At 55.2% G+C, this 24,834-nt stretch carries 25 protein-coding genes; 6 read left to right on the forward strand and 19 right to left on the reverse strand.

All coding sequences use genetic code 11. The annotated features are described in order from the left end of the window. Positions 1 to 12: 12 nt before the first annotated feature. A complete protein-coding gene (locus MMC1_RS20760) occupies positions 13 to 675 on the reverse strand; it encodes a helix-turn-helix transcriptional regulator (RefSeq protein ID WP_011715242.1) in 663 nt (220 codons plus the stop codon). A 499-nt stretch (positions 676 to 1,174) separates the two neighbouring features. Here MMC1_RS20760 and pgl point away from each other — a divergent pair, with 499 nt between their 5' ends. Further along, positions 1,175 to 1,924, forward strand: a complete 750-nt coding sequence (pgl, locus tag MMC1_RS19050) for a 6-phosphogluconolactonase (protein ID WP_011715243.1) — start codon at positions 1,175 to 1,177, stop codon at positions 1,922 to 1,924. A 78-nt stretch (positions 1,925 to 2,002) separates the two neighbouring features. On the opposite strand, the gene MMC1_RS19055 is transcribed toward pgl, so the two are convergent. From MMC1_RS19055 to MMC1_RS20765, 3 genes are all read right to left on the reverse strand, one after another. Continuing rightward, the gene (locus tag MMC1_RS19055; RefSeq protein ID WP_011715244.1) at positions 2,003 to 2,332 is read right to left on the reverse strand and encodes a hypothetical protein; all 330 of its coding nucleotides are present in this window, start codon (positions 2,330 to 2,332) and stop codon (positions 2,003 to 2,005) included. Positions 2,333 to 2,613: 281 nt separating this feature from the next. Then, positions 2,614 to 3,243 carry an MBL fold metallo-hydrolase gene (locus tag MMC1_RS19060; protein ID WP_011715245.1) on the reverse strand — a complete coding sequence of 210 codons (630 nt, stop codon included), beginning with the start codon at positions 3,241 to 3,243 and terminating at the stop codon, positions 2,614 to 2,616. Continuing rightward, a complete protein-coding gene (locus MMC1_RS20765) occupies positions 3,227 to 3,523 on the reverse strand; it encodes a WGR domain-containing protein (RefSeq protein WP_011715246.1) in 297 nt (98 codons plus the stop codon). Before MMC1_RS20765 ends, MMC1_RS19060 begins: the two co-directional genes overlap by 17 nt. Positions 3,524 to 3,791: 268 nt before the next feature. On the opposite strand from MMC1_RS20765, the gene MMC1_RS19070 reads away from it, so the two are divergent. From MMC1_RS19070 to MMC1_RS19080, 3 genes are all read left to right on the forward strand, one after another. Beyond that, positions 3,792 to 4,193, forward strand: coding sequence for a M67 family metallopeptidase (locus MMC1_RS19070; protein ID WP_011715247.1), 402 nt, complete (start codon positions 3,792 to 3,794; stop codon positions 4,191 to 4,193). An 8-nt stretch (positions 4,194 to 4,201) separates the two neighbouring features. After that, the gene (gene larE, locus MMC1_RS19075) at positions 4,202 to 5,026 is read left to right on the forward strand and encodes an ATP-dependent sacrificial sulfur transferase LarE (protein ID WP_011715248.1); all 825 of its coding nucleotides are present in this window, start codon (positions 4,202 to 4,204) and stop codon (positions 5,024 to 5,026) included. A 370-nt stretch (positions 5,027 to 5,396) separates the two neighbouring features. After that, the gene (locus MMC1_RS19080; RefSeq protein WP_011715249.1) at positions 5,397 to 8,828 is read left to right on the forward strand and encodes an SPOR domain-containing protein; all 3,432 of its coding nucleotides are present in this window, start codon (positions 5,397 to 5,399) and stop codon (positions 8,826 to 8,828) included. Positions 8,829 to 8,946: 118 nt separating this feature from the next. On the opposite strand, the gene folD is transcribed toward MMC1_RS19080, so the two are convergent. From folD to MMC1_RS19115, 7 genes are all read right to left on the reverse strand, one after another. Beyond that, positions 8,947 to 9,804 (reverse strand): bifunctional methylenetetrahydrofolate dehydrogenase/methenyltetrahydrofolate cyclohydrolase FolD, encoded by an 858-nt coding sequence (gene folD / locus MMC1_RS19085; RefSeq protein ID WP_011715250.1) that lies wholly within the window; start codon positions 9,802 to 9,804, stop codon positions 8,947 to 8,949. A 195-nt stretch (positions 9,805 to 9,999) separates the two neighbouring features. After that, positions 10,000 to 10,695, reverse strand: coding sequence for a DUF302 domain-containing protein (locus tag MMC1_RS19090; protein ID WP_011715251.1), 696 nt, complete (start codon positions 10,693 to 10,695; stop codon positions 10,000 to 10,002). Between the two features lie 125 nt (positions 10,696 to 10,820). Further along, positions 10,821 to 11,705: a sulfur oxidation c-type cytochrome SoxA gene (gene soxA, locus MMC1_RS20770; RefSeq protein WP_011715252.1), complete on the reverse strand. Its 885-nt coding sequence runs from the start codon at positions 11,703 to 11,705 to the stop codon at positions 10,821 to 10,823. A gap of 16 nt (positions 11,706 to 11,721) precedes the next feature. After that, positions 11,722 to 12,054: a thiosulfate oxidation carrier complex protein SoxZ gene (gene soxZ / locus MMC1_RS19100; protein WP_011713559.1), complete on the reverse strand. Its 333-nt coding sequence runs from the start codon at positions 12,052 to 12,054 to the stop codon at positions 11,722 to 11,724. 56 nt (positions 12,055 to 12,110) lie between these two features. After that, positions 12,111 to 12,581, reverse strand: a complete 471-nt coding sequence (gene soxY / locus MMC1_RS19105; RefSeq protein WP_011715253.1) for a thiosulfate oxidation carrier protein SoxY — start codon at positions 12,579 to 12,581, stop codon at positions 12,111 to 12,113. A gap of 57 nt (positions 12,582 to 12,638) precedes the next feature. After that, positions 12,639 to 13,073, reverse strand: coding sequence for a sulfur oxidation c-type cytochrome SoxX (gene soxX / locus MMC1_RS19110; protein WP_011715254.1), 435 nt, complete (start codon positions 13,071 to 13,073; stop codon positions 12,639 to 12,641). 69 nt (positions 13,074 to 13,142) lie between these two features. Next, complete coding sequence (locus tag MMC1_RS19115) at positions 13,143 to 13,511, reverse strand: SoxW family protein (protein WP_160162742.1); 369 nt, start codon at positions 13,509 to 13,511, stop codon at positions 13,143 to 13,145. A 242-nt stretch (positions 13,512 to 13,753) separates the two neighbouring features. On the opposite strand from MMC1_RS19115, the gene MMC1_RS19120 reads away from it, so the two are divergent. Further along, the gene (locus tag MMC1_RS19120) at positions 13,754 to 14,275 is read left to right on the forward strand and encodes a thioredoxin family protein (RefSeq protein WP_011715256.1); all 522 of its coding nucleotides are present in this window, start codon (positions 13,754 to 13,756) and stop codon (positions 14,273 to 14,275) included. Positions 14,276 to 14,327: 52 nt separating this feature from the next. On the opposite strand, the gene MMC1_RS19125 is transcribed toward MMC1_RS19120, so the two are convergent. Both MMC1_RS19125 and MMC1_RS22005 read right to left on the reverse strand, forming a co-directional pair. Continuing rightward, complete coding sequence (locus MMC1_RS19125) at positions 14,328 to 14,969, reverse strand: ATP-binding cassette domain-containing protein (protein ID WP_011715257.1); 642 nt, start codon at positions 14,967 to 14,969, stop codon at positions 14,328 to 14,330. A 157-nt stretch (positions 14,970 to 15,126) separates the two neighbouring features. Then, entirely contained in the window at positions 15,127 to 15,279 is a 153-nt protein-coding gene (locus MMC1_RS22005) for a hypothetical protein (protein WP_160162743.1), read from the reverse strand. A gap of 379 nt (positions 15,280 to 15,658) precedes the next feature. Between MMC1_RS22005 and MMC1_RS19130 the strand changes: the two genes are divergently transcribed. Further along, complete coding sequence (locus MMC1_RS19130) at positions 15,659 to 17,572, forward strand: tetratricopeptide repeat-containing sulfotransferase family protein (RefSeq protein WP_011715258.1); 1,914 nt, start codon at positions 15,659 to 15,661, stop codon at positions 17,570 to 17,572. A 243-nt stretch (positions 17,573 to 17,815) separates the two neighbouring features. Here the strand turns inward: MMC1_RS19130 and pnp are convergent, their stop codons facing one another. From pnp to infB, 6 genes are all read right to left on the reverse strand, one after another. Further along, positions 17,816 to 19,921, reverse strand: coding sequence for a polyribonucleotide nucleotidyltransferase (gene pnp, locus MMC1_RS19135; RefSeq protein ID WP_011715259.1), 2,106 nt, complete (start codon positions 19,919 to 19,921; stop codon positions 17,816 to 17,818). 76 nt (positions 19,922 to 19,997) lie between these two features. Then, a complete protein-coding gene (rpsO, locus tag MMC1_RS19140) occupies positions 19,998 to 20,267 on the reverse strand; it encodes a 30S ribosomal protein S15 (RefSeq protein WP_011715260.1) in 270 nt (89 codons plus the stop codon). Between the two features lie 30 nt (positions 20,268 to 20,297). After that, positions 20,298 to 21,257: a tRNA pseudouridine(55) synthase TruB gene (truB, locus tag MMC1_RS19145; RefSeq protein WP_011715261.1), complete on the reverse strand. Its 960-nt coding sequence runs from the start codon at positions 21,255 to 21,257 to the stop codon at positions 20,298 to 20,300. Between the two features lie 2 nt (positions 21,258 to 21,259). Then, positions 21,260 to 21,631, reverse strand: a complete 372-nt coding sequence (rbfA, locus tag MMC1_RS19150) for a 30S ribosome-binding factor RbfA (RefSeq protein WP_011715262.1) — start codon at positions 21,629 to 21,631, stop codon at positions 21,260 to 21,262. Continuing rightward, positions 21,628 to 21,921: a DUF503 domain-containing protein gene (locus MMC1_RS19155; RefSeq protein WP_011715263.1), complete on the reverse strand. Its 294-nt coding sequence runs from the start codon at positions 21,919 to 21,921 to the stop codon at positions 21,628 to 21,630. Before MMC1_RS19155 ends, rbfA begins: the two co-directional genes overlap by 4 nt. A 59-nt stretch (positions 21,922 to 21,980) precedes the next feature. Continuing rightward, positions 21,981 to 24,830, reverse strand: a complete 2,850-nt coding sequence (infB, locus tag MMC1_RS19160) for a translation initiation factor IF-2 (RefSeq protein WP_011715264.1) — start codon at positions 24,828 to 24,830, stop codon at positions 21,981 to 21,983. Between the last annotated feature and the right edge of the window lie 4 nt (positions 24,831 to 24,834).

Here is a 24,834-nt window from a genome sequence, read left to right on the forward strand (position 1 = left end):
GTACCCCACCACTTATCCCTGATTCCAAAGATTCATCTCCGCCCAGTTGGCGGCATCCATGCGGTTAGAAGCATCAATCTTGCGGTACAAATTATAGGTGTGCGCCTTAACCGTATGTAGACTGATGCCCAGCTCATAAGCAATACGCTTATTACTGCAACCACTCGTGATCAAACGCAATATCTCCGCTTCGCGGCTGGTAATGCCATTGGGCCAGTGGCTGCGCTTAGGCAGTGTGCCACTCTGCGGCCCCCGCTCAATCAGACCCCGCGTCAAGGTTTTACGTGAAAACCATAGCTCGCCCCGCTCCACCGCCTCCACCGCGCGAATTAACTGCTCAAGGGGTGTGTCAAAGGTGACAACCCCCCGTATACCCGACTGCAAAGCACGCAGTTCCAAGCTGATATCATCGGGCAAATTGATCAATAGAACCAAGGGAACGGCACCACTCTGATTGCTCAACAGCGAAAAGATGCGCTCTTTATCCCCTGACTGCTGCCAATCCCAAATCCACAATACGCTACCCAAACTGGAACGCACCGTGAACGCTGTGGGTGCCGTGCCCGCTTGCTGCGTACATGCCCGCCCCATCTCTCTCTCCAGATACGCAATCAACAGCCTTGCCTGTATGGTGGGTTGGGTAAACACTATCAGTTCCATGACCGACTTGGACATGTGCTGATCACCTCTGTCTAAAGTGTGCTGGGTTGAAAGGGCTTATTCCTGCGTCTACCTATCCTAAACTAAGCCTAAGACCAGGGTATTATATTAGACAAAAAAACAGGAAATTGAACCCCTAAACTTTGGACATCTCATCAATTATTGCATCGTCACACCTCACACGGCGGAGAAAACATCGCAGCGCTCATTCTCCCGGTGTTTGATCCACCACCCTGGTTGGGCAGCCTTAGCCGTTACTCACCGCGCGCGACCCAAAAGAGCACCCCAAGCCCCAACCAGGGTTGCGAACCCAACCCACGCTAGCCGGTTTGAGCACGCTTTTTTAACAAACCGCTGCTCTTTGCTTCCCTCACCCGGTACAAAATGGTAAAAGGGTCTACCCACTCTGTGAACATAACTCAGTATGACTATAGCCACCCATGCGCACCCACTACCCATTGTCCCCCATCCTTTGCCAACGCGCCACGGCCCTTGCTCAAAGTAGGAACCTTGCATGAGCTTACCTACCTGTCTGTCGGAACGCCACTTCCCCAGTGAGGAACAGAGCATCGCCACCCTAGCCGAAACCGTTGTTATGCGCTTGCAGCGGGGTATTCAACAGCGTGGTGAAGCGGGCTTAATCGTACCGGGTGGGCGCTCTCCTCGGGGTCTGTTTCAACAGCTTTGCCACATGGAGCTCCCATGGGAAAAGGTGACGGTTACGTTGACCGATGAACGCTTGGTCTCCCCCGACGCCCCAGAAAGCAACATTCGCCAACTCCGCCAACTCTTTTTGCGTCAAGGCGCCGCCAAGGCCAAACTGCTGCCCCTATTGCCAGCCATCTGCGATCCCACCCAAGCCGCCAAGCAAGCCTGCACCCAGCTACAACAGTTTCCCTGGCCTGCCGATGTTACCCTGCTCGGCTTTGGTAGCGAGGATCACCTTGCCTCCCTTTTTCCCGGCGATGCACAACCCTTGAGCTTTCCAGAGCATATCCGCTGTGTGGCAACCCGTAGTCCAACCCCACCCAGAGCCCGTATTAGCCTAACCCCCGCCACTTTGCTGGATAGCCGTTGGATTGGGGTGCTGATCAACTCCCACGCCAAACTGGACCGTTTTGAACTGGCCAAACAGGACGGCCCCCCCAGCGCCATGCCGTTGCGTACCATTCTCCACCAAGACCGCATACCGGTTACCGCCTGGATCCACTGCGATCCCCAAACACACCCATACGGATGTAAAAAAACCCATGTACATCAATGATATACATGGGTCGTAACGCACACTTATATCAAGCAAAACCCAGAGCGCACAGCCTTAATCTGTGGTCAACATAGTGCCCTATTTCGTGCTGTTTGAGGTGGCCGCAGTGCTGCCGCTATCGCCATAAGCCGGATAAGCGTAACCCGGATAGTAGCCGGGCCAACCGTAGCCATAGGCCGGATAAGCGTAACCCGGATAGTAGCCTGGATAACCGTAGCCATAGGCCGGATAAGCGTAACCTGGGTAGTAGCCATAGCCGGGCCAACCATAACCGGGATAGCCTCCCCAACCGGGCCCATCGAACCAGTCACCTGGCCACCAGCTCCACGCATTGGCATCCTTAGGGGTCAGCAACAGACCGCTGCCCAACAACACGGCCATACCTAATATTGCCAGAGCTCGTTTCATCTGCCTTCTCCTTCTTTTATTGCAACCAAAAGATGGTGAAATGCCCCCACAGACAAGGCCGCTACACGGCACACGCGACCACGGCTAGGGGCGCACGTTCCTGCTGTTTTACGCAAGCTTCGACTCTGTTCAGATTAAGCCCTCACCCCAACCTAATCAAGCATATTCTAATATACTCTATATGCTATATTTTTTAGGGTTACTAAGAAATTTTTATAAAAAAGGCTGCAACGTATGGTTGCAGCCCTATATCTGACCATATTCAACCAAGTTCTGTTGTTTTAATCATGCAAGAAGGGATTGCCCATGCGCTCTTGCCCGATGGTGGTCGAAGCGCCGTGACCCGGATGGCAAACCACATCATCCCCCAGGGTCATCAGGCGGGTTTCGATGCTGTGCATAAGCTGCTCGTGGTCGCCACCGGGCAGATCGGTACGTCCCACCCCCCCTGCAAACAGCGTATCCCCCACGGCAATCTCATCCCCCCAGCGGATACACACCCCCCCAGGGGTGTGGCCGGGGGTATGGATAATCTCTAGCTGCAAACCACACAACTCCAACCGTTGACCATGGGTCAAAGGGTGGTCAATCTCGGGCACCGCCCCAAAGGGCAATCCCCAGCGTGACGCATGCTGCGGGGCACTCTCCACCAAAAACCGATCTGCCTCATGCAGCCAGAATTGACAGCCCAAAGCCCTTTTTAGCTCATGCACCGCCCCCACATGGTCAAAATGGCCGTGGGTGTTGACAATATGGGCCACCCGCAAACCAAGCCGGGTCAAATGCCGCAAAATCTCCCCCGCATTGCCACCTGGATCAATGAGCAGGGCATCCTGCCCGCCAGAGGCCGCCAATATGTGACAGTTTACCTGCAAGGGTCCTGTCTCTAAGATCTCATGAATCACCGTCATGCGAATGCTCCGCTTTGATGCGCTCAATAATGGGGCCAGACAAACCCTCTTGCATAACCAGACGATAGCCGCGTTTGGTCAAACTATCCCGTAGTCGGATCAGGAATGCCACCGCCTCTTGATGGGTCTCGAAGGGGTTGCGCCGCATGGTTCCAGGAGAGCCGGATTTTCCCCACTCCCGAATCACATGCCAGCGACCCAACAGATCCGGTTGGATCTGTATGGCATAGTACCAGACCATACCGGTTTCCCGATTGATCTGTTGCAGGTAGGCCTTCATGCACAACCCCATGACATACTATTTTTCGTTACTTGCCCGTTTACTCTAACGGTATAGTGCCGCATCATGACAGGAAATTGCGCACCACGCAAAAGGCATCGTTGTTTTGCCACCCCTCCGCCACACCAAGGTGGTGAGGGTAACTTGGCGCAACGCTGTCGCTGCCTAAGCCACCACCCAGTGGCACCACCACAAAGCGTGGACCAAGGTAGCGCAGCCGCGCACTTTTTTATCTGTCTCTAACCTTCCTTTTAAAGGGTAGCTTGCCATGTGGGAGATTCCCCGACCCATCGTCAACCAAATTCTCAGCCACGCCCTGCGCTGTCACCCCCAGGAGTGCGTTGGCATTCTCTCTGGGCAGGGCCGCCTGATTCGCCATTGCCACCCCATGACCAATGCCTTGGCCGACACCCGCCGCTTTTTGGCCGATCCCAATGAGCAGATCCAACTCTTTAAGGCGCTGCGCACGCAGGATGAGCAGGTGGTCGCCCTCTACCATAGCCACCCCACCGCACCCGCCGAACCCTCGATGCTGGATCTACAGCAGGCTCACTATCCCGATGCACTCTACCTTATTGTCTCGCTGGCCACCGATGGCCGCTTGGATATGCATGGCTATACCATTCACGAGGGTCAGGCTACCCTTCAGGAACTGACCATCTACGATTGAGTGTGACCATGACGACCATCACCCCCCAAGCGTTGCATCGGTTGCAGAGCAACCTTAACCGTTTTGATCATCTGCTGGTGGCGTTCTCTGGTGGGGTGGACTCCACCCTATTGCTGGCCGAAGCGGTGCAGGTACTGGGTACCCAACGGGTTTTGGCGCTAACCGCCCTCTCCCCCACCCTGCCCGCTCAGGAGCAACAGCAGGCTCAGCAGTTGGCCACCCGCATAGGGGCACGGCTGATCATGGCCCCTAGCCATGAGATGCGCAATCCCGCTTTTACCGCCAACGGGCCAGACCGCTGCTACCACTGCAAATCCACCCTATTTGATCTCTGTGATCAGGTGGTGGCACAACAGGATCACCCCCAGCGCTGGTCCATCGCCTATGGAGCCAACCTGGATGATCTGGGCGATCACCGCCCCGGTATGCTGGCGGCCCAGCAGCGGGGTATTCACGCACCACTCTTAGAGAGCCAATGGGGTAAGGCGCTTATTCGCCAGCGCTCCCGTCAATTGGGACTGGCCACCGCCGAAAAAGCCGCCATGGCCTGCCTCTCCTCCCGCTTTCCCACCCACACCCCCATTACTCTGGAGCACCTCCACCAGGTAGAACAGGCTGAAGAGGTACTACGTCAAGCCGGTTTTCGGCTCTTTCGCGTACGTTTTGAGGGCACCCGTGCCCGTATCGAGCTGGGACAGGATGAACTGCCTCGGCTTACCCATACACCCCTGCTTGTGCAATTGACTCAGGCGATCACCGCATGTGGCTTTTCTCAGGTCTCTTTTGATCCAAACGGCTACCGTACCGGGGGAGCGAATGGTCCCGCCCAATAGCGGTTCAACCCCATCAGGAAATTTGGCATTCCCACCCGTACCCCATGCTGTTTCACCCCCAACCTGCCAATGAACCGGCTGTTGTATGGGAATACTCGGCCCCACATTATCCCCTATCGCCAACCTAAAAAAATTAACAAATACACGTATATTCAAAAAGTTCAAGACATCCGTCCCGCACCGCCGTTGCATGGCATCCATTATGCAGACTTAACACTCGCGATGGATTACCCCCCATTTTTTCGACACCGGGTTGATCCGCTTGTGCAGGGTCACACTCTGCTTGTGATTGCGCATGTAACGGCGTGGTGCCCGTCCCACCAGAGAGCACCTCGCCTTGGCTAAGCCAACCAGCAATGGATTGCAACTTATGAACATTGGCACCCATATTGTGGACGATCTTTACACCATTCGGGACATGCTGGCGCAGGGTCCCCTGGGCCCGACCTTTCTGGCCACCGACCGGTTAACCGATGCCCCCATGGTGATCAAACCGATCCCAGCGGAGCTCACCCGCGACCAAGGTGCATTGATCTGGTTTCAACAGCGCTATCAGCGGCTAAAAGGGCTGAAACACCCTGTACTACACACCAAATATAACCACGCCTATGATCAGGCCAGTGGTCGTCACTATATGACCGCACCCTTTGTTCCCGGCGAACATTTGGGCTTGTGGCTCAAGCGTCAAAAGGATGGTCGCGTTGACTTGGGTAAGGCATTGACCCTGACCAAGCGCATCGCCGAAGCCCTGGATATGGCCCACCAAGCCGGCCTGCCCCATCTGAGCTTAAAACTGGAAAATGTCATTGTCACACCCGATGAGTCCATTATTCTGGTGGACCATGCCCTGAGCTATGCCCGTCATCTACCCGCATGGCGGCGCTTGGACAAAGATCTGCAACCGGCGCACTTAATCTCCTGCTTTACCGCCCCGGAGATTATTCAGACCCTATGGTTGGATCAACTGCCCAGCCATAATGCGCTGCGGCAGGCCAATGAGGATCTTAAAGGGGATATGCCCGGTGTGGCGGCGGACATCTACGCCCTTGGTGCCATCCTGTTTACCATGCTGACCGGTCAGCCCCCCTTTACCGCCAACGCCTATCTTGAGGCATTGGCCCATGGTGAACTGCCCTCTCTGCATATGGATCAACATCTGCCGTTGACCCTGCATGCCCATTTGGCGCATGCCATGGAACGTACCCCCAGTGAGCGCTACGCCTCGACCACCGCTTTGATGGATGCCCTGCTGGCCAGTTGGAAACAGTGGGAGCGACAAGCCAGCCGTACCGAACACCCCACCCCTGAAAAGGCCGTGGAAGCCGCCCCGGTGGTGCTCTCGCTGGCCGCCGCTGCTGCCAGCAACGACACCGTTCTGGAGCTGGAGATTGACCCCCGTGACGCGGGCTCTTTGAGCATGGGCGACGCCCACGATTTTATGATCTCTTCTCCTGAAGATGATTTAATAGAGGATCTGGACGATGTGGATGAGCTGCCTATTCTGGATCTGGCTGCCATCGAAACCCAACGTATGGAAAAAGACACCGCTGCCGAGCAAGCCCCTGACCGCGTGGCGACCCGCCATAATCCCGAGTCAATGGCTGACCCTCGTGAAGAGGAGGATGAAGGCACGTTGCCCATGGAGATGCATGAAGAGGCACTGCTAGAGCTGCAACATGAAGATCTGCTGGATGACCCCGATGGTCACAGCCACAAAATAGAGCGTCAAAAGCAGCAAGAAGCCACCCAACCCGCCGAGGCGATCTTGGTGGATATGCATGTGGATGACGATGAGGAAGATGGCTATGCCGACCCCCACGCCGACCTTGCTGTAGAACAGCCTGAGGCGTGGACGGATGCAGAGACCAACGTCACGGTAGAGCCTGCTCTGCACCCTGGGAACCATGACCAACCGAACGGTCGCCCCTATGAAACCATCGGGCGCCCCCTGGATCATTTGGTTGACGAGGATGAAGTCACCAATCTACCCACGAAAAAACGCAAGAGCAGCCCCCTGTTGCGGGCCGCGGCTGTGGCTGGCATTTTGGTCGGTGCGGGCATGGGCTGGTTCCTGCTCACCCAAGAGCCCCAATCACCCTTTCAAATTGTGGAGTTGCAGCCAACCCTGCCCTTCATGACGGAGCAGCCAGCGCCTGAACAGCAGGTCCCCCAGATCAAAGCCCCCGAGGATTTGACCCTGGTGCCCGCTGCCCCAGAGAGCCTGCGTAAAGACCCTGCGCTGCGTACCCGCGCGGTTTTGGAGCAGTTGGACAACCATGCCGCCATAGGTCTGCTGCGGCAGCAACTGACGGAAGTTGAACAGAAACACGATGAAGCCACGGCGGCCCTAGATACCCGCCAAAACAAGCTGCAAAAGCTGGAGCAGGATCTGGAACAGACGCAAAATGAGCTGGATAATACCCGCCAAGCGTTGCGCAATGCCAACCGTGAATTGGCCGACTACGCCAACGCCCGCATGAAAATTGGCTCACTGGAAGAGCGGGTAAAGAGCCTGCTGCAACAGCGTGATGGTGCGGTTGAGAGCGCAGCGATGCAAAAAACCCAAGATGAAAAGCGGGTTAACCGGCTTGAGCAGCGCTTACAGGCCAATAAAGAGCGCTACCGCACCACGCAGTTACGCGGCGATGAGATGTTGCTTAAACCCGAAGCCGGGGAGATCATCCCCAACAGTGCGCCCCCTAGGGAGCGTGACGAACCCTTTATGGCGTCTCAAAATCTCATCACACCGGCGGCCCCTCCGGCCCCCCGCAGCGCCTCGTTTTTGGAGGAAGATGAGAAAAACTTTACCGCAACCAAGGGTGGTTTGATCTACGTGCAGGTTGCCTCTCACGGGCAAGCCGCCATCGCCAATGCCCAGCGCAACACCTTAGCCAACCGCACCATTCATGGACGCAAGTGGCCGGTTGTGACACAGCAAGCACGGGTGAATGGGCAGCTCTACCATCGGGTACGCTTTGGACCCTTAGCCAGCGCCGAAGAGGCCACCACCCTCTCCCTCGCCCTGTCACGGGAATTAAAGATGGATGGCATCATGGTGCGTAAGCGCAGCCAAGAGGAGTCTGCCACCACCGCCATGTTGGCCAAGCAAGTTGCCCCCATTCAAGAGAGCATCGCCACCGGCAGACAGGCCCGTGGTTACTCGGTTCAAGTTGCCGCCTTCTCCACCGCCGAAGCTGCGCAGGAAATGGAGATGAAGATGCAAACCATGGATTGGCCGACGCAGGATCTGCCCATTTTCCGGGAGGCCAAAATGGTGGATGGACGCCTGTTCCACCGGGTACGTATTGGGCCATTTGCGTATAAGAATCAAGCGGCCCGTATGAACGCTCTGGTGCATGAACGCACCCACATTGCCAGTATTGTGGTCAACCATCGCATTACCGAAGAGAACCGCGCTCAGGTTGAACCCAAACCCATGGTGGACGCGGCTAAAGTAACGGGGGCCAAAGTGGCCAAAGCGGTTACGCGCCCTGTACCGAAGGTTGCCAAGGTTACCAAAAAAGAGATCTACAAGCGTGTGGATAGTGGCTACATGGTGCAGTTGGGGGCCTACACCTCCAACCAAGCCGCCAACAGCGTCAAGCGCAAACTGGACGCCATTCGCCAAGTCGAGGGCGCGCTTCCGGTGGTTCAAGAGACCACCACTCTGGCGGGTCAAGATCTGATCCACCTTAAACTGGGTCCCTTCTCCTCGAAGGTCGAAGCCGAGCAGATGCAAGCCATGGTCAAAGCCAAAACCGGCATGAATGGTGGCACCATTGTGGATAATGGGGAGTGGTAACAAAACCGCGGGCGGTAACCTAAAAAAACCGGGCAGGTATTATCCTGCCCGGTTTTTTTTATGCTCTGGGCAACCCTTGTATGGGGGAGGGTGCCTAGGTTCTAAGCGAGGGGAGCGATCAGGCGATGTTATGGGCGCGTTTGGCCCCCTCGACCGTATTTTTTAGTAGCATGGCGATGGTCATCGGGCCAACGCCACCGGGCACTGGGGTAATGGCCGAGGCGTGTTCAAAACAGCTGGCATAATCCACATCCCCACACAGTTTGCCATCCTCCCCACGGTTGATGCCCACATCAATCACCACCGCCCCCTTTTTGATCCAGCTACCAGGCACCATGTTGGCCCGACCCACCGCAGCCACCACAATATCCGCCCGCTTAACCGTCTCGGCCAGATCTGGCGTGCGGGAGTGGCAGATGGTCACCGTGGCGTGGGCAGCCAGCAGCATAAGGGCGACGGGTTTACCAACAATGTTGGAGCGGCCAATCACCACCGCATGTTTGCCTTTGGGATCCACCCCGCTCACCTTTAACATCTCCATGACACCCCAGGGCGTGCAGGGTTGAAAAGTGGGATCGCCGGTCACCAAGCGGCCTACATTATAGGGGTGAAAGCCATCGGCATCTTTGCTGGGGGAGATGGCCTCCAACACTTTTTGCTCATCAATATGTTTGGGTAGGGGCAGTTGCACAAGAATACCGTGGACAGCGTCATCCTGGTTGAGTTGCTCGATCAGCGCCAATAGCTCTGCTTGGCTGGTGGTAGCGGCCAACTCGTGGGAAAAAGAGGCGATACCCGCCGTTTCACACGCCCTCTTTTTATTACGCACATAGACCTGGGAGGCAGGATCTGCACCCACCAGCACCACCGCCAAACCTGGGGTAAGCTGATGGTTTAATTTGAGTCTTTCGACCTCCATGCGCAGCTCTTCCCGCACGGATTGTGCAATTGCTTTACCATCGATCACGTGTGCCATGTTTTCCTGCTCCGTCTTATGTTTGGGAAGGGGCGATTTCCCGAGGGTCCACCCCCTTACTTGAAGGGGTTATTGGGTCAGGGCGGCATTATAGCCTCTCTAGAGCGAGGGGTCGAACGCTTATGCAGGTAGACGGTGCAGGAAACAGATTGGACAGCAGGGGGAGAGAGACTCTCTCCCCCAAATAACACCCCTCTATTGATCGTTGGAAGAGGCAATGCCGAACAAAATATTAAACAGATGATCGCCAATTTGATTGGCCGCCGCTTTGGTCTCTTCAGGCATAAACGGAAAATAGACCATGGCAAACGAGGGTTTGTAAGTCACTGCCCAAATACGCTTACTCTGGGGATCTTGGTACAATACCACCTTGCACGGCAAAAAGGCCCCAAATGCTGGTTCTGCCCGGATAATCTTCTCACCCACCGTCAGATTGCAAATATGGTAAATGTCATAGGCCGGAAAGGGCTCGCCACTGCGCTCCGCAATCGCCTTGCCCAAATGCTGTTTGGCCACAACCTTTAAATTGTGCTCGGCCAAACCCGACTCCAGATCAAACACCACATCCTCCATGCTGTAACCCTGGGGCATGGGAATTTGCAAGACCGGACCCCGATTGATAACACCTGGAATTTTGTCAAATTGCATAAGCGCCGGAGAGATATCCCCCGCCGGTGAACCATAGCCCATGGGCACCTGCACCCTGGGGTTTGACGCCATGGGCATCGTGGGCATGCCTGGCATCTGCATATTGGGCATCTGCATATTAGGCATCTGCATATTGGGCATCTGCATATTAGGCATCTCCATCTGCCCCTGCGCCTGCACCCCCACCGCTGACACCAAACCCAATACCACCAACAACCCCTGCATCCATCCGCGCATCAACATGGCACTACTCCATTAAGGGAGCGCCCCCATATCGGGTTCAGCACCCCATAAAAGTTCTTTTAAACCATCCAACCTTTAAAAAGCAGGTGGGGAAACCCCACCTGCTTCCATGATCTCCCCAACAATCAGGGCCGAAAACCGGGGACGTTCATGGGCAGCCCATTGGATTTTGAAGCCAAATAGAGCTCAAGATTGACATAATAATCATCCCCGTAACCCTTAGGCTCGGCCCGCACGTTCTTATTGCAGGTGCGCAAACGATGCTGCATGGTAGCAGGTTTGCCCCACTTCAAACGATAGGTGGGCCAGTGATCCACCGAACCTGAACCAATGGTCGCCCCCGCCGCATTGCGACGATCCTGCTCAGGCTCCAAGGGCAACTCAGCCACCAGCTTTGACAGCTCGTGCATACCGGTGTTATTGGGGGCGGACATATACTCGGCACGAATGTTGTGGCCCGCCGCCGTCTCATGGCAGTGGACACACGCTACGTCAAAATGACCGGCACGCTGAAAATAAGAGGCTTCGCCCATCTTCACATACTTTGCCACCGGACCATCGGTTTTGACATTCAACGGCATCCCGTTGGAGAGCGCCTTAATATAGGTCACCAGCAACACCTGCTCGGGAGATTCCCACTTCAGCGGCGGCTGCCCCATCTGCTCGGTCAGACAGCGCTCAATCTGGTGTTGCAACAGCTTGGGCTTACCCATTTTTTCATCATACTTGGGATAGGTGGCCCCGACCCCTTTAAGCGCCTCGCCATCCTCACCGTGACAGCTGGCGCAGCTCTTCTCGCCACGCATTTTATTAAAGTAGCCCTTACCATCCTCAATGGCCCCCTCACTGGGAGGAAAATCCGCCATCTCACGGAATTTATCTGAGTATTTGTAGAGCCCTTGATCAATCTCCGGGTTGTAACCGGTGACATCCATGGCCCAGGCCGAACCCGCCAGCAGCGCCGCCCCCAGCAGACCCGTTATCCCCGCCATGCTCTTTTTGTTGGTCATATTGATTCCCCCCGAATCACTTTACCTTAACACTGGCACTCTTGGTGAAAACCCCACCCTTGTTATCTTTCCAAGTAAGGGTCAGATCGCCGGGCTTATCCACCTTGAGATAGAACTCCAGAAAGGGATCTTGCGAAACCGCCGCGCCCCACTTGGCCGCAAACACCTGGGTACCATTAAAGACCGCCGTGACATCCTCAATATAGTGGGCAGGGATCTTCTCACCGGTTTTTTTATCTTTACGGTTGCCGGTCTCCATGGGATGACGCACCATCGCTTTGACCGAAACCACATCGCCAGCGTTGACACTGCTGGGCATCTTAATTTTTGCTTTTCCTACATCAGCCATTCTCTTTACCTCGCGTTTAGGAGTGGTATGCGTCTATGTAAGTGGCTCGCGTCGGATCAACCACCACAACCGCCGATGGTCACCTTTACCTCTTTGCTCGCCCCAATCAGCTTGCCGGTGTTGGTCTTGGCAATGGCACGCACCTGCGAGGTTTTACCAATCTTGAGACGGGACGACACAAACGCCTTACCATTGGCCGGGGTCAAGCTATAGAGACCGGCAAAAGGGGTTGGGTTATTGTCCACAAATACCGCGATGGTCTGGATGTAGTTGTCGGCATCCATAGGGTGATCAATGGTGATCTTGACCGGCACCATGGCACCGTTTTCGGCAATAATCGGGGCATCAATCTTAATGGCGCTGCTCTCGGCATACGCCGAGCTGCCCATATGCTCCTTAATATTCGCCAGCACTTTGTCGCCATTTGCCTGGGCGTTTTTGGCCGTTCCCATCGCCAACAGGGCCACACTTCCCGCTCCAGCCATCAGGCTACGACGGGTCAACATAGGGTTGGTTACATCAAACATAGCTTGCATCTCCTCCCACGAATCTTCTGTCCGTGCTCTTTATCGTTATGACCTGAATCAGTTGCGCAGACTTAACAGGTAGGCGATGACATCCTCCACCTCTTGAGCCTCCAAAACAGGTTTGCCTTCCCATGCTTTGAGCAGATTTTGTTTGCCGGTACTGTCGTAGAAGGTAAACATGAGGGTGTCGGGATTATCCACCTTGGGGTTTACAATCTTCTGCCGGATCCAGGCTGTGGAGCGCTCGTTATGACGGATCGCTTCGTACAAATTGGGACCTGCATTGCCTGGAAAGGTCGCTTCGGGCAGCCAGTGACAGGCAATGCAGTTGCCCTTGGAGCGGGCCATTGCCAATGCTTTGCCGTTGGCTGGATCCCCTGGTTTGTCCGTAAGCGGTTGTGCAATGCCCTCTTCCGCTTGTGCGCCGGTCATGCCACCGATACCCAGCAGCAACACCGCCAGTACAAGTGCCAAAAATCGAAATGGCTTCATATAACAACACCCCCTAGATGGATAAAAGTAGACGCCATAACAAGCCCCCCTCAGAGCGGGCCCCTATGCTCAAAGGCCACTCTTGACGCCAAGACCAGCCTCTTCCATAAATTGATAGATCACCGATTGATAATCTTTCGGTTCAATGTAACCAGGAATACGCCCAATGGTCTCCCCTTGGTAGAGCAATATGGTGGTCGGCGTAATGCGCACCCGATGCATCTTTGCCACCTGCCGACCGCTCTGTTCGGCAAAATCGGCCAAGGGGGCATCACTGCGAATATCCACGCTCTGGTGGACAAAAGTGGTTTCTAAATAGCGTTTGAAATCGGGATGCTCAGCCAGATCTTTTTCCAACTTGTCACACCATGGGCAGGCTGGCTGTATGAAGAGAATCAGTTGCACAGCCTGGGTTTCCGCGCGTGCAAACCCAGGCAAGAGGAACAACCCTGCCAAGCTTAATTGTACAAAAAAACGCCGTGTAAATAAAAATATTTGAGCGTGCATGGCAATCCATCATGTAAAATTGTCAGGGAATGGGCATCACTTTTCCATCATACGTTTTGATCAACCCGTAAAAATGTTAATAAAGAGATCTCCTCCCATTGTAAAGGTGAAACCCAAAAAATACACACCTTTTTTTGTGGATATGTTTTTTCTAAAACACAAGGAAGCACCTTATGCGACATTTGCTCATGGTTACGCTATTAAGCGGGCTTTGGCTGTTCCCGGCTACGGCTCAGGCGCTGGTCAATGAACCCTTTTTCCAGGACTCTTTTTTGGATATGGCCGAGGATGCCGCAACCGCAGCCCAGCACCAGAAGATCTATATGGTCTTCTACGAGCAAGAGGGCTGCCCCTACTGTGTACAGTTACATCAAGAGACACTGCCCGACCCCCAAGTACAGGCCTATATGAAGGCCCATTTTTATCCTGTTATATTGGATATTTATGGTGCCCGTGAGGTTACCGATTTTCAGGGCAACGCCACCCAGGAGAAGGCCTTTGCGCGGGCCCAACGGGTGCACTTCACCCCCACGGTTATCTACTATGATGGTACCGGGCGAGAGCTGTTTCGCCTAGCGGGATTTTGGAAGCCCATGCACTTTAAAGCTTCCATGCGCTATGTTCAGGAAGGACATTATAAGAACATGAATTTTCAAGATCTTATCCGTAAGATTGTACAAGAACAGCAGCCCTGATCCGCCCTGCCCGGCGCACCCCCCTGCTGGGGGTGCGCCGTATCGGGGGACGCTAGCCCAACGGGATTAAGCCCTGGTGGCTTAACTGATAGATCGACTCGGCAAACGCCCGTGCTCGGCTCAAGCGACTGGTAAACACCACCAACCCGCCAGGCCGTTGTTTTAAACAGTCGGCCCATGCCACTTCCCCGGCTTCAGACAGCGCATTACCGGGCTCATCCGCCAGCAACAGGGGGGGCTGGTGCAGCAGCACCGACAGCAACGCCACCCGCGCCCGTTGGGCCGCAGAGAGTTGATTCAGCGGACGCGACCACCACGCGGCCTCCACACCACAGCAGGCCAGCCACGGCTGCACCCGTGCATCTAGGGGTCCACTCAGCGCAGGCTCACAGCCAAACCCCACCTCATCCCCCACATGGGCGGTCAGAAAATGGCGCTCCGGCTGGTGGAACAACACCCCCAGACGCTGTGCCCGCTCCGCAGCGCTCCACTGCCCCAGGGGTTTACCATCCACCACCACCACCCCCTGCTCAGCAGGTAGCAGGCCGGCCATAACCCGCAGCAGTCGGCTCTTACCCACGCCCTCCTCCCCCACAATGGCTATGGAGGAGCCCCCCTCAACCGTTAAGCTTATAGGGGCCATGGCGGGCGCCCATACCACATCCTGCAAGCTCAGTCGTAACGATCTGCTCATCTGCACCCTTGATCCTTTTCCATCCGTCGCTCATCCCATGCCACCTATGGCCTGAACACCCTAAACACGCCCCTTCACCCTACCCCCACAACCTACCGCCCCTTATGGCGTTTCGATACCATAAAAAGTAGTTAAATATATAATATATATAACACTATTAAATTTTAGCGCCTATGGGCCGCCATGGCAGACTCTCATAAAACCTTTGCACCAATGTATAGGCATCGTCAAAATCCGGCACTTCATCAACTTCAGCCGTGATGGTTTCCCACTCTTTTTTGGCGGCATCATAGACCTTTTTTTCTCTCATGCGCATACCTGTAGGGGTCTTATTTAGGCGTTTTTCCGATTTCTCCACAGTACGGTCATTTTGTAGATTCAGCTTATTATGTATGATAAAATTTAAATGAAACGTCCAAAGGACGTTTCATTTAAATGTATTAATGGATCAGCATCTTTGTAAATGCCCCCATTCACCCGTTTATCTTTCCTAATGACCAACTTTGGAGTTCCTTCTATTTAAGGCCGCTCCACCTGTGACTGAAACACCCTTCACTCCCCTAACAAGCACCGCCTTGGCCTGTGCGATGCCAACTACCCCTGGCGCAACTTTCCCGCTACCATAGGGGCATGCTCTGGATCATTCCCACCGCCCATAACCACGGTCGTACCTCATGAGGAATACCCCCATGCCCCCACTACCTCTGCAACAGATCCAGACCCATATGGATGCCCAAGCGTGGCCACAAGCCTGGCAACTCTGCCAAGCCCAACTGCAAAAAAATCCTGACCATGGACCCCTGCTCACCCTAGCGGGTGAGATTCTTATACGTACCAGCCACTTTAAAGAGGCCGCCGCCCTGTTACAACGGGCCCTGCAACAGCTACCCGACAGTAGCACTGTCTACCATCTCTTGGGACGGGTCATGCTGCTGCTCCAAGAACCTGTCATCGCCGGACGTATTCTCCATGAGGGGCTAAGCAAAGATCCCGAACACGCCCCACTGCGCGAGGCTCTGGCCGATCTACAGAGCGCGCAACAAACCTGGAGCGATGCCATACGCAACTATCAGCTACTGCTGAGCACCCAACCAGAAAATCCTGATCTGCACCGCAAATTGGCCGATGCGCTGCGGGAGCACAAAGATTTTCACACCGCCGAAATACACTACCAACAGGCCCTAGCCCTCAATGATCAATCCGCCGCCAGTTGGCACGGTTTGGGGCAGTTGGAACTTGCGCGGCAGAATGGGGCGCTGGCCGAACAGCATTTTTTAAAGGGGCGTAAATTCAGCAACCACCCCGCCGCTTTTGATAACAGTATTGGTCTGGCTCGCCTAGAGGATGGGCGGGTAAACGAAGCCATCGCCGCCTTCAAACAGGGGCTGGAGGCCGAACCCCATGCCGCTTTTATTCAAATCAACCTCGCCAATGCGCTACGGGCCTCTGGGGATTTTGCCGCCACCCAAGCTCTGTTTGAAGAGGGGGTCGCACACCACCCGGAACACCCCTTTTTTCTGACCGGCCTCGCTCAAATGGTGCGCCAGAGCGATCCCCACAGCGAACTGATCCAGCGCATGGAGCAGATGGTGCAACACCCGGATATGGTCGAGCAAGAACGCATCGCCATGCTCTACACCCTCGGTCGGGCGCTGGATCAAAGCCATGCCTATGACCGCGCTTTTACCGCCTACCAACAGGCCAACCGCCGTCGTTATCAGAGCCAAGGGCTTACCGATCTACACATCAACATAGACCTGATCGCCCGCATTCGTACCCTCTTTAACCGCCCCCAAGCCACCCTGGTCCCCAACCACAGCGATGGCGTGGTTCCCCTCTTCATCGTGGGCATGTTTCGCTCGGGCTCAACCCTGATCGAGCAAATTTTAGGCTCCCATCCCCAGGTCGCCACCACCGGCGAACGCCCCCACATCGCCAACCTCTTACACCAGATGCCCCAACGGCTGGGCACCACAGTGGTTTTTCCAGACTGTTTTTCCGCATTAAAACCGGACCAAGCTCAACCCATGGCGCAAGAGTATCTTGATGCCCTACGCAGCAGTTGTGATGCCCCCAACGACCCCACCATCACCCATATTACCGACAAATTACTGTTTAATTTTCTCTATCTGGGGGTAATCGCGGCGCTCTTTCCCCATGCCCGCATCATCCACAGTGTGCGTGATCCACGGGATACCTGCCTCTCTATCTATTTTCAAAATTTTACCCGTGGTCAGCGCTTTATGCAGAGCCTCGAAGAGACCGCCCATTACTACCGCGCCTATGCCGATCTTATGCGCCTTTGGCACCGTGTATTGCCCATGCCCATCCATGATGTCGTCTACGAAAAGATGGTGGAAGATCCCGCCAGCGAGGTCAAAAAACTGCTGGAATTTGTGGGCCTGCCCTGGGACGATGCCTGCATGAACCACCACCAAAACCGTCGCTCCGTGCAGACCGCCAGCAGCCAGCAGGTCCGGGAACCCATCTATCAACACGCCAAACAGCGATGGAAAAATTATGAAAAACATCTGCATGGCCTACAGCAGATTCTAACCGAGCCCCAAAGCCCCACGTTGCCCAACCACCCTGCGGCATCTTGAGCAGGCAGCGGCACCACGGGCACACAGCGGTTCGCTAGCCCCTACACTGGCGACGATTGCCTTAGCTTGCCACACAACCTTTGCCACACCTGAGCACGTTCTTCCATAAGCGTCACGTTACGTCTACGGGTGTAGCTGCCCTCTCGACGGTACTTGCTTTCCCCAATAGGGTGCCGCTTTTTCCTAATAAAAAAAGGCCCGTCACAGACGGGCCTTTTTTATCCTACCAAGAGACCACCGCGTTTACTCAGCAGCGCCCTCTTCCATCTCTTTCATAGTCAACTTCACACGACCCTGACGGTCTACATCCAGTACCTTAACCGTCACCACATCTCCCTCTTTCACCACATCCGTCACATTCTGCACACGACGGTTGGCTAACTGGCTAATGTGGACCAAACCATCCTTGTTGGGCAGAATGTTTACAAAGGCACCAAAGTCGGTAATACGTACCACCTTGCCCTCATAAACCTGACCCTTTTCCACCTCGGCCACAATGGACTTGATAATCTTCACCGCCTGCTCAGCCGAAGCCTGATCGCTGGAGGCAATGCGAATGGTACCATCATCCTCAATATCAATGGCACAACCGGTCTCTTCGGTAATGCTACGGATCACCTTACCACCAGAACCAATCACCTCACGAATCTTGTCCGGATGGATCTTCATGGTGTGAATGCGCGGCGCATAGGCCGACATCTCAGCACGATGGGTGGTCATGGCCTTGCCCATCTCACCTAAGATGTGCAAACGACCCGCACGGGCCTGTTCCAGTGCTTTGGCCATAATCTCACGGGTAATCCCCGTGATCTTAATGTCCATCTGCAACGCCGTAATGCCGTCGGCATTACCCGCCACTTTAAAATCCATGTCGCCCAGGTGATCTTCATCACCCAAAATATCCGACAGCACCGCGTACGCATCACCCTCTTTGACCAAACCCATGGCAATACCAGCGACCGGGGCCTTGATGGGCACACCAGCATCCTGCATCGCCAATACCGCACCACACACCGTCGCCATGGAAGAAGAGCCGTTGGATTCGGTAATCTCTGAGGTAATACGCAGCGTGTAAGGGAAAACCTCCGCTGAAGGCACAATGGCCGTCAACGCACGGGTCGCCAACTTGCCATGACCAATCTCGCGACGGCCAGGCGCCCCCATACGGCCAGTTTCACCCACACAGTAGGGAGGGAAGGTGTAGTTCAGATAAAAACGGTCCCGATACTCGCCAGAGAGGGTCTCCACAATCTGCTCATCACGGGAGGTCCCCAACGTCACCGTCGCAATGGCCTGGGTCTCACCACGGGTAAACAGCGCCGTACCATGCACACGGGGCAGAATGCTAACCTCACAGGCGATGGGACGGATATCGGTCAAACCCCGACCATCCACACGCTTGCCCTGCAACACATTTTGACGCAGTGTGCGGGACTCAATCTTTTTAAACAGACTGGCCACCTCTTCGCTGCGCTTGACGCTCTGACCATCCACTTCAATGGTGCCCAAAGCCTCCATCGCAGCGGCCTTTACCTGAGCCACCGCCTCATAACGGGCCATCTTCTCAGGAATGGCATAAGCCTCCGTCACTTGTGCGGCAAACTTGTCGTTCATCTCCGCCAGCAGCGCTTCATTGACCTGCACAGGCTCAACCACCCAGCGGGGCTTACCAGCCTCTGCCACCAACTCTTCAATGGCGGTAATCACGGGTTGAAACGACTCGTGCGCAAACATGACGCAGTCAAGCATCTCATCTTCGCTCAAGAAGTCCACTTCCGACTCCACCATGGTCACGGCACTACGGGTACCGGCAACCACCAGATCCAGACGACTTGCGGCCAACTGATCAACCGTGGGGTTGAGTACCGGCTTGCCATCAATAAAACCCACCCGCGCCCCACCAATGGGACCCTCGAAGGGTACACCCGACAGCGCCAAGGCTGCCGAACAACCGATCAAAGCGGCAATGTCCGACGGATAGTCAGGATCATAAGAGAGCACCTGAGCCACCACCTGGGTCTCGTTCATGAAACCCTTGGGGAACAGCGGACGAATGGGACGGTCAATCAAACGCGAAGTTAATACTTCACGTTCCGAAGGACGGGTTTCACGCTTAATAAAGCCGCCAGGAATTTTACCAGCAGCCCAAAATTTCTCTTGATAATGAACGCTAAGGGGAAAAAAATCCTGACCGGCACGCATGCTGGTCTCTGCCACAGCCGTGACCAGCACAACGGTATCACCATAGGTTACCATGACGGCACCATTGGCTTGACGGGCTACACGACCCGTTTCCAGCGTGATGGTTTTCTCGCCGAATTGAACACTCTTAGTATGAATGTTAAACATACAGAACCTTCCGATTATACGGTGGGGTAGATAGATTTTACCGGGCTGTGTTGGGCACAGCCCGGTAAAGGCGAGGTTACTTACGCAGACCCAGACGCTTAATCAGATCCTGATAGCGCGAACGATCTTCTTTTTGAACATATGAGAGCAGACGGCGACGCAGGCCAACCATCTTCAGCAGACCACGACGGCTATGGTGATCTTTGTTGTGACCACGCAAATGATCGGTCAAGTTGTTAATGCGCTCCGTCAAAATGGCCACCTGCACCTCGGGGGAGCCGGTATCATTCTCTTTGGTCGCATATTCAGCAATCAGCTCTTGTTTGCGCTCGGCAGTAATCGACATCGTTCACTCCTTGATTAAGTTGTTGGCCCTTCATTGGGCCGTTGGGTCACTGCCTGGTGTCTCGTCCAGATGAAAGAGCCGCGTCGGTTTAATCCGCCGCAAACCTTGCAGATCAGCTTGCGCTGAGATCTCCCCCAGCAGGCCAAACTGGCCGTCGGGATCCTGCAAACGCACCATCCCCGCCGGGGTTGCTGCATCCTCCACCTCAACCTCCTGCCCTTGGCGCAGGCGGTACCAAGCGTTCCCTGTCATCCGTAGAGCCGGGATGTCGTCCAGCACCCGGTCAACAGGGTATAAAATCTCCTGTAGCCTACCCTCACTACAGGCTTCACGCAATTGTTCCAATGTAACAGCATCATTTAGGCCAAAACCCATGGTACCGGTACGCAGTAGACGCACCAGATGCGCCCGGCTATGCAGCGCCCGGGCAATGTCCACCCCCAGCGAGCGAATATAGGTGCCTTTCCCACACGCTACATCCAAAACGGCGGTATCTGCTTCAAATCCAACCAGTTCAAGGCGGTCAATTCTAACACGTCGCGAGGCCAATTGCACCTCTTCTCCGCGTCTGGCCCGTTTATAAGCCCGCTCACCGTCTACCCTAAGCGCCGAAAAAACCGGGGGAACCTGTTCAATTTCACCCATAAATTGCGGGAGCACAGCCCGCAACTCTGCCTCGCTAGGCACCCGCCCTTGCTCTTCCAACAGCACGCCGGTTAGATCGCCGCTGTCGGTCTCCTGGCCAAACTTTAACCAGCAACGGTAGCTTTTATCCCCATTCAGCACCATACCGCTGGTCTTGGTGGCCTCCCCCAAAGCAATGGGCAAAACCCCCTCAGAAAAGGGATCCAAAGTACCCCCATGACCGGCCTTATTGGCCTTGGTGGTGCGGATCACCCGCTCCACAACCTGACTGGAACTTAAACCAGGCTCCTTGTGGATCGCCAACCAACCGTGAATCACCACCCCTTTACGACGTCTGCGCCCCATAATCAGTGGGTCTCGTCGCTATCATCGGCTGGGGGTATCTCCAAGCCATTCAATAGCTCATCAATACGCTTACTGTAGTCGGCCACATGATCAAGCTCAAAGCGTAACTCCGGGGCATGCCGCAATTTTAACCGCTTGGCAATGACATTGCGCAAAAAGCCACTGGCCCGTTGCCATGCGTCCGCCACACCCGCCTGATCACTCTCACCAAAGACGGTATAATAGACCTTGGCATATGAGAGGTCCGGGCTTACCCTAACCTCTTGAATGTTCACAAAGCCACCCAAACGAGGATCCTTGATCTCGCCACGGGTTAGCATACTTGCGACCTCCTTGCGAATGGCATTACCAACACGCTCGGTCCGGATCGTCATGACAGAATATCCACCTGATAATCAACCAACACCACACCAGAGCTATCCCGCTCAATGGCATCCACAATCTTTTGCATACGGCGCTGCAAAACCGCCGCCTCATTACCCACCAAAGCGCACCCAATCATGGCACTCTGCCAATGATCCAACAGATCCACCTCGGCCACTGCTGCATGATGGTTTTTATGAATACGCTGGAGCAGCCCCTTAATTAAACCACGCTTCTGTTTAAGGCCGTGTACCCCAGGCAGGTCCAACTGTAGTTCCAACACCGCGATAAACATGGTCATCCAAAGGAAAAAGGCCCCACAAGTCGAAACCGGTGGGGCCTGAATGGTGGCAAAACCTCTTAAGAGAGGGTCTGCTTAACCTGCTCTTCCACATAGCACTCCAGCACGTCATCCACCTTAACATCGTTAAACTTCTCGATGCTGATGCCGCACTCAAACCCTTCACGCACCTCTTTAACATCATCCTTAAAGCGCTTCAGGGCGGAGACCGGTCCCTCATAAACCACAACGTTCTGGCGCAAAATACGCAACTTGCCATTACGCTGAATAATACCATCGGTGACCAAACAGCCACATACGTTACCAATCTTGGTAATCCGGAAGACCTCGCGCACCTGGGCATGACCCAATACCTTCTCCCGCACGGTAGGTGCCAAACGGCCCTCCAATGCCAGACTGATATCGTCCACCAGATCATAAATCACGTTGTAGAAACGTAGATCAATCTGCTCACGTTTGGCCAAATCCCGTGCCTTGGCATCGGCCCGCACATTAAAGCCCACCGTAATCGCCCCAGAGGCTACCGCCAGCATCACGTCCGATTCGTTAATACCACCCACACCGGTGTGAATCACCCGCACCTCAATCTGCTCATGCTTGATCTTGCGTAGCGCTTCGGCCACCGCTTCCACAGAACCCTGCACATCCGCCTTCAATACCACATTCAGCTCTTCTACCTCGCCCTGTTCGATATGCTCAAACATATCTTCCAGACGGGTCGCAGGCTGTTGCTTGGCCTGAATGGCCTCTTTATCTTTCTGCTGACGGAACTGGGCAATCTCACGAGCCCGGCGCTCATCATTGACCGCCACCAGATCATCACCCGCTTGGGGCACACCCGACAGACCAATGATCTCAACCGGCATCGAGGGTGATGCCTCGCTTACCTGATTGCCCCGGTCATCGTTCAGAGCCCGTACACGGCACCACTCATTACCAACCACGCAGATGTCACCCACCCGCAGGGTACCGTTCTGCACCAAACAGGTCGCCACCGCACCCCGACCACGATCCAAATTGGCCTCAATAATGGTACCACGCGCCCGCTTTTTGGTGGGGTTGCTCTGCAAATTAAGCATCTCTGCCTGCAACAGTAACATCTCTTCTAGGGTGCTGATACCCTCGCCACTCTTGGCCGACACATGCACAAAGATGGTATCACCACCCCAGGCCTCTGGCACCAAACCATGGTCAGAAAGCTGCTGCATCACCCGATCTGGATTGGAACCGGGTTTATCAATCTTGTTCACCGCCACCACAATGGGCACCTTGGCCGATTTGGCGTGGTTGATCGCCTCAACCGTCTGGGGCATGACCCCATCATCCGCCGCCACCACCAGTACCACAATGTCCGTCACCTGCGCACCACGGGCACGCATGGCCGTAAAGGCCGAGTGTCCAGGGGTATCCAGGAAGGTGATTTTATCACCACTGGCCAACGTCACCTGATAAGCACCAATATGCTGGGTAATCCCACCATGCTCGCGAGAGGTAACATCGGTGGAACGAATAGCGTCCAGCAGCGATGTTTTACCATGATCCACGTGACCCATCACGGTAATCACAGGCGGACGTGTCTCCATATCCTCTGCGGCATCCTCACCGGCATCCAACTCCGCCTCAATGGCCGCAGATTCCGATACCGACTTGGGCTTGTGACCCATCTCTTCCACCACCAAAACCGCCGTGTCTTGATCCAGGGTCTGGTTAATGGTCACCAACATACCCTGTGCAAACAGCAGTTTGATCACCTCGGAAGATTTGACCGCCATACGATTGGCCAATTCGCCCACCGTAATGGTCTCCGGAATGGTGACCTCACGATATACAGGCGCGGGGGCTTGCATCTCGGACTTAAAGGGCTTGCGGCGACGGCTTTTGCCCCGTGGCTGCTGCAAACGATCCTCATTGTCCTGATATTTTTTATTCTTGCGACGGCCAGCCGAAAAGGGCTCTCCGGCCGAATCTTCACGCGGGGTACGACCGGCAACCACCTCTGCTGCGGCCGCCGCTGTGGCCGCCACAACGGGCTTCTCTTTTTTAGCCAGCGCAACCTCGGCCTCTTTACGGGCATCCTCTTTACGTTTCTGCTCCCGCAGCTCTTCCAACTGGTTCAGACGCTTGCTGACCAAATCTTCGGTCTTGCGGCGCGCCATCTCCTCACGCTGGGCCTTGGAGAGCTTGCGCTTGGGCTCCTCCTCAACAGGCTGGTGCAAAAGCCTAACCGGTGCACTGGGTGCCGCTGGCGCTGCGGCTGGGAGGGGCTTGGCTTCCACCATCTCTTCTTCCACAACTGGGGCAGGCGCCTCTGGGGCAGGCTGCGCAACAACGACGGGCTCTGCAACCGCAACAGGTACCGCTGGAGCAGCCTCTGCCGGCGCTGCCACAGGAGCGGCAGGCGCAGCAGCCGCAGCACGAGCGGCCTCTTCTTCGGCTTTTCGACGGGCGGCTTCGGCCTCTTGCTTTTGGCGAGCGGCCTCTTGCTCGGCTTTTCGACGGGCGGCTTCGGCCTCTTGCTTTTGGCGAGCGGCCTCTTGCTCGGCCTTCTGACGGGCCGCCTCTTCTTCAGCCTGACGTTTGGCCTCCAGCTCTTTCTGCTTGGCCTCAATCTCTTCAGGTGTTAAGGGACGCAGAATATGGCGCTCCTCACCGCGCTTAGGCGACTTTGGAGCCTCCTTCTTCTCTTCGATCTCTTCGGGCTTCTCCTGATCAATCAGGAAACCACCCTCCTTGCTACCAGGCTTTAAGAAGGTTTTCTTCCGGCGTACTTCAACCGCAACGCTCTTGCTACGGCCATGGGCGAAGTTCTGCTTGATCGAGCTGCCTTCCACCGTCTTCTTGAGCACGATACGGCGTGGCGCTTTCAGCTGCAGTTTATTGTCGCCTTCGCTGGGTTTATTGTCGCTCAAGATA

The sequence above is a fragment of the Magnetococcus marinus MC-1 genome (assembly GCF_000014865.1).
GTDB classification, from domain to species: domain Bacteria; phylum Pseudomonadota; class Magnetococcia; order Magnetococcales; family Magnetococcaceae; genus Magnetococcus; species Magnetococcus marinus.

Coding starts and splice junctions, on each gene's coding strand:
- MMC1_RS20760 (WP_011715242.1), bottom strand. CDS start 675: ATGTCCAAGTCGGTCATGGAACTGATAGTGTTTACCCAACCCACCATA.
- pgl (WP_011715243.1), top strand. CDS start 1,175: ATGAGCTTACCTACCTGTCTGTCGGAACGCCACTTCCCCAGTGAGGAA.
- MMC1_RS19055 (WP_011715244.1), bottom strand. CDS start 2,332: ATGAAACGAGCTCTGGCAATATTAGGTATGGCCGTGTTGTTGGGCAGC.
- MMC1_RS19060 (WP_011715245.1), bottom strand. CDS start 3,243: ATGACGGTGATTCATGAGATCTTAGAGACAGGACCCTTGCAGGTAAAC.
- MMC1_RS20765 (WP_011715246.1), bottom strand. CDS start 3,523: ATGAAGGCCTACCTGCAACAGATCAATCGGGAAACCGGTATGGTCTGG.
- MMC1_RS19070 (WP_011715247.1), top strand. CDS start 3,792: ATGTGGGAGATTCCCCGACCCATCGTCAACCAAATTCTCAGCCACGCC.
- larE (WP_011715248.1), top strand. CDS start 4,202: ATGACGACCATCACCCCCCAAGCGTTGCATCGGTTGCAGAGCAACCTT.
- MMC1_RS19080 (WP_011715249.1), top strand. CDS start 5,397: ATGAACATTGGCACCCATATTGTGGACGATCTTTACACCATTCGGGAC.
- folD (WP_011715250.1), bottom strand. CDS start 9,804: ATGGCACACGTGATCGATGGTAAAGCAATTGCACAATCCGTGCGGGAA.
- MMC1_RS19090 (WP_011715251.1), bottom strand. CDS start 10,695: ATGTTGATGCGCGGATGGATGCAGGGGTTGTTGGTGGTATTGGGTTTG.
- soxA (WP_011715252.1), bottom strand. CDS start 11,705: ATGACCAACAAAAAGAGCATGGCGGGGATAACGGGTCTGCTGGGGGCG.
- soxZ (WP_011713559.1), bottom strand. CDS start 12,054: ATGGCTGATGTAGGAAAAGCAAAAATTAAGATGCCCAGCAGTGTCAAC.
- soxY (WP_011715253.1), bottom strand. CDS start 12,581: ATGTTTGATGTAACCAACCCTATGTTGACCCGTCGTAGCCTGATGGCT.
- soxX (WP_011715254.1), bottom strand. CDS start 13,073: ATGAAGCCATTTCGATTTTTGGCACTTGTACTGGCGGTGTTGCTGCTG.
- MMC1_RS19120 (WP_011715256.1), top strand. CDS start 13,754: ATGCGACATTTGCTCATGGTTACGCTATTAAGCGGGCTTTGGCTGTTC.
- MMC1_RS19125 (WP_011715257.1), bottom strand. CDS start 14,969: ATGAGCAGATCGTTACGACTGAGCTTGCAGGATGTGGTATGGGCGCCC.
- MMC1_RS22005 (WP_160162743.1), bottom strand. CDS start 15,279: ATGAGAGAAAAAAAGGTCTATGATGCCGCCAAAAAAGAGTGGGAAACC.
- MMC1_RS19130 (WP_011715258.1), top strand. CDS start 15,659: ATGCCCCCACTACCTCTGCAACAGATCCAGACCCATATGGATGCCCAA.
- pnp (WP_011715259.1), bottom strand. CDS start 19,921: ATGTTTAACATTCATACTAAGAGTGTTCAATTCGGCGAGAAAACCATC.
- rpsO (WP_011715260.1), bottom strand. CDS start 20,267: ATGTCGATTACTGCCGAGCGCAAACAAGAGCTGATTGCTGAATATGCG.
- truB (WP_011715261.1), bottom strand. CDS start 21,257: ATGGGGCGCAGACGTCGTAAAGGGGTGGTGATTCACGGTTGGTTGGCG.
- rbfA (WP_011715262.1), bottom strand. CDS start 21,631: ATGACGATCCGGACCGAGCGTGTTGGTAATGCCATTCGCAAGGAGGTC.
- MMC1_RS19155 (WP_011715263.1), bottom strand. CDS start 21,921: ATGACCATGTTTATCGCGGTGTTGGAACTACAGTTGGACCTGCCTGGG.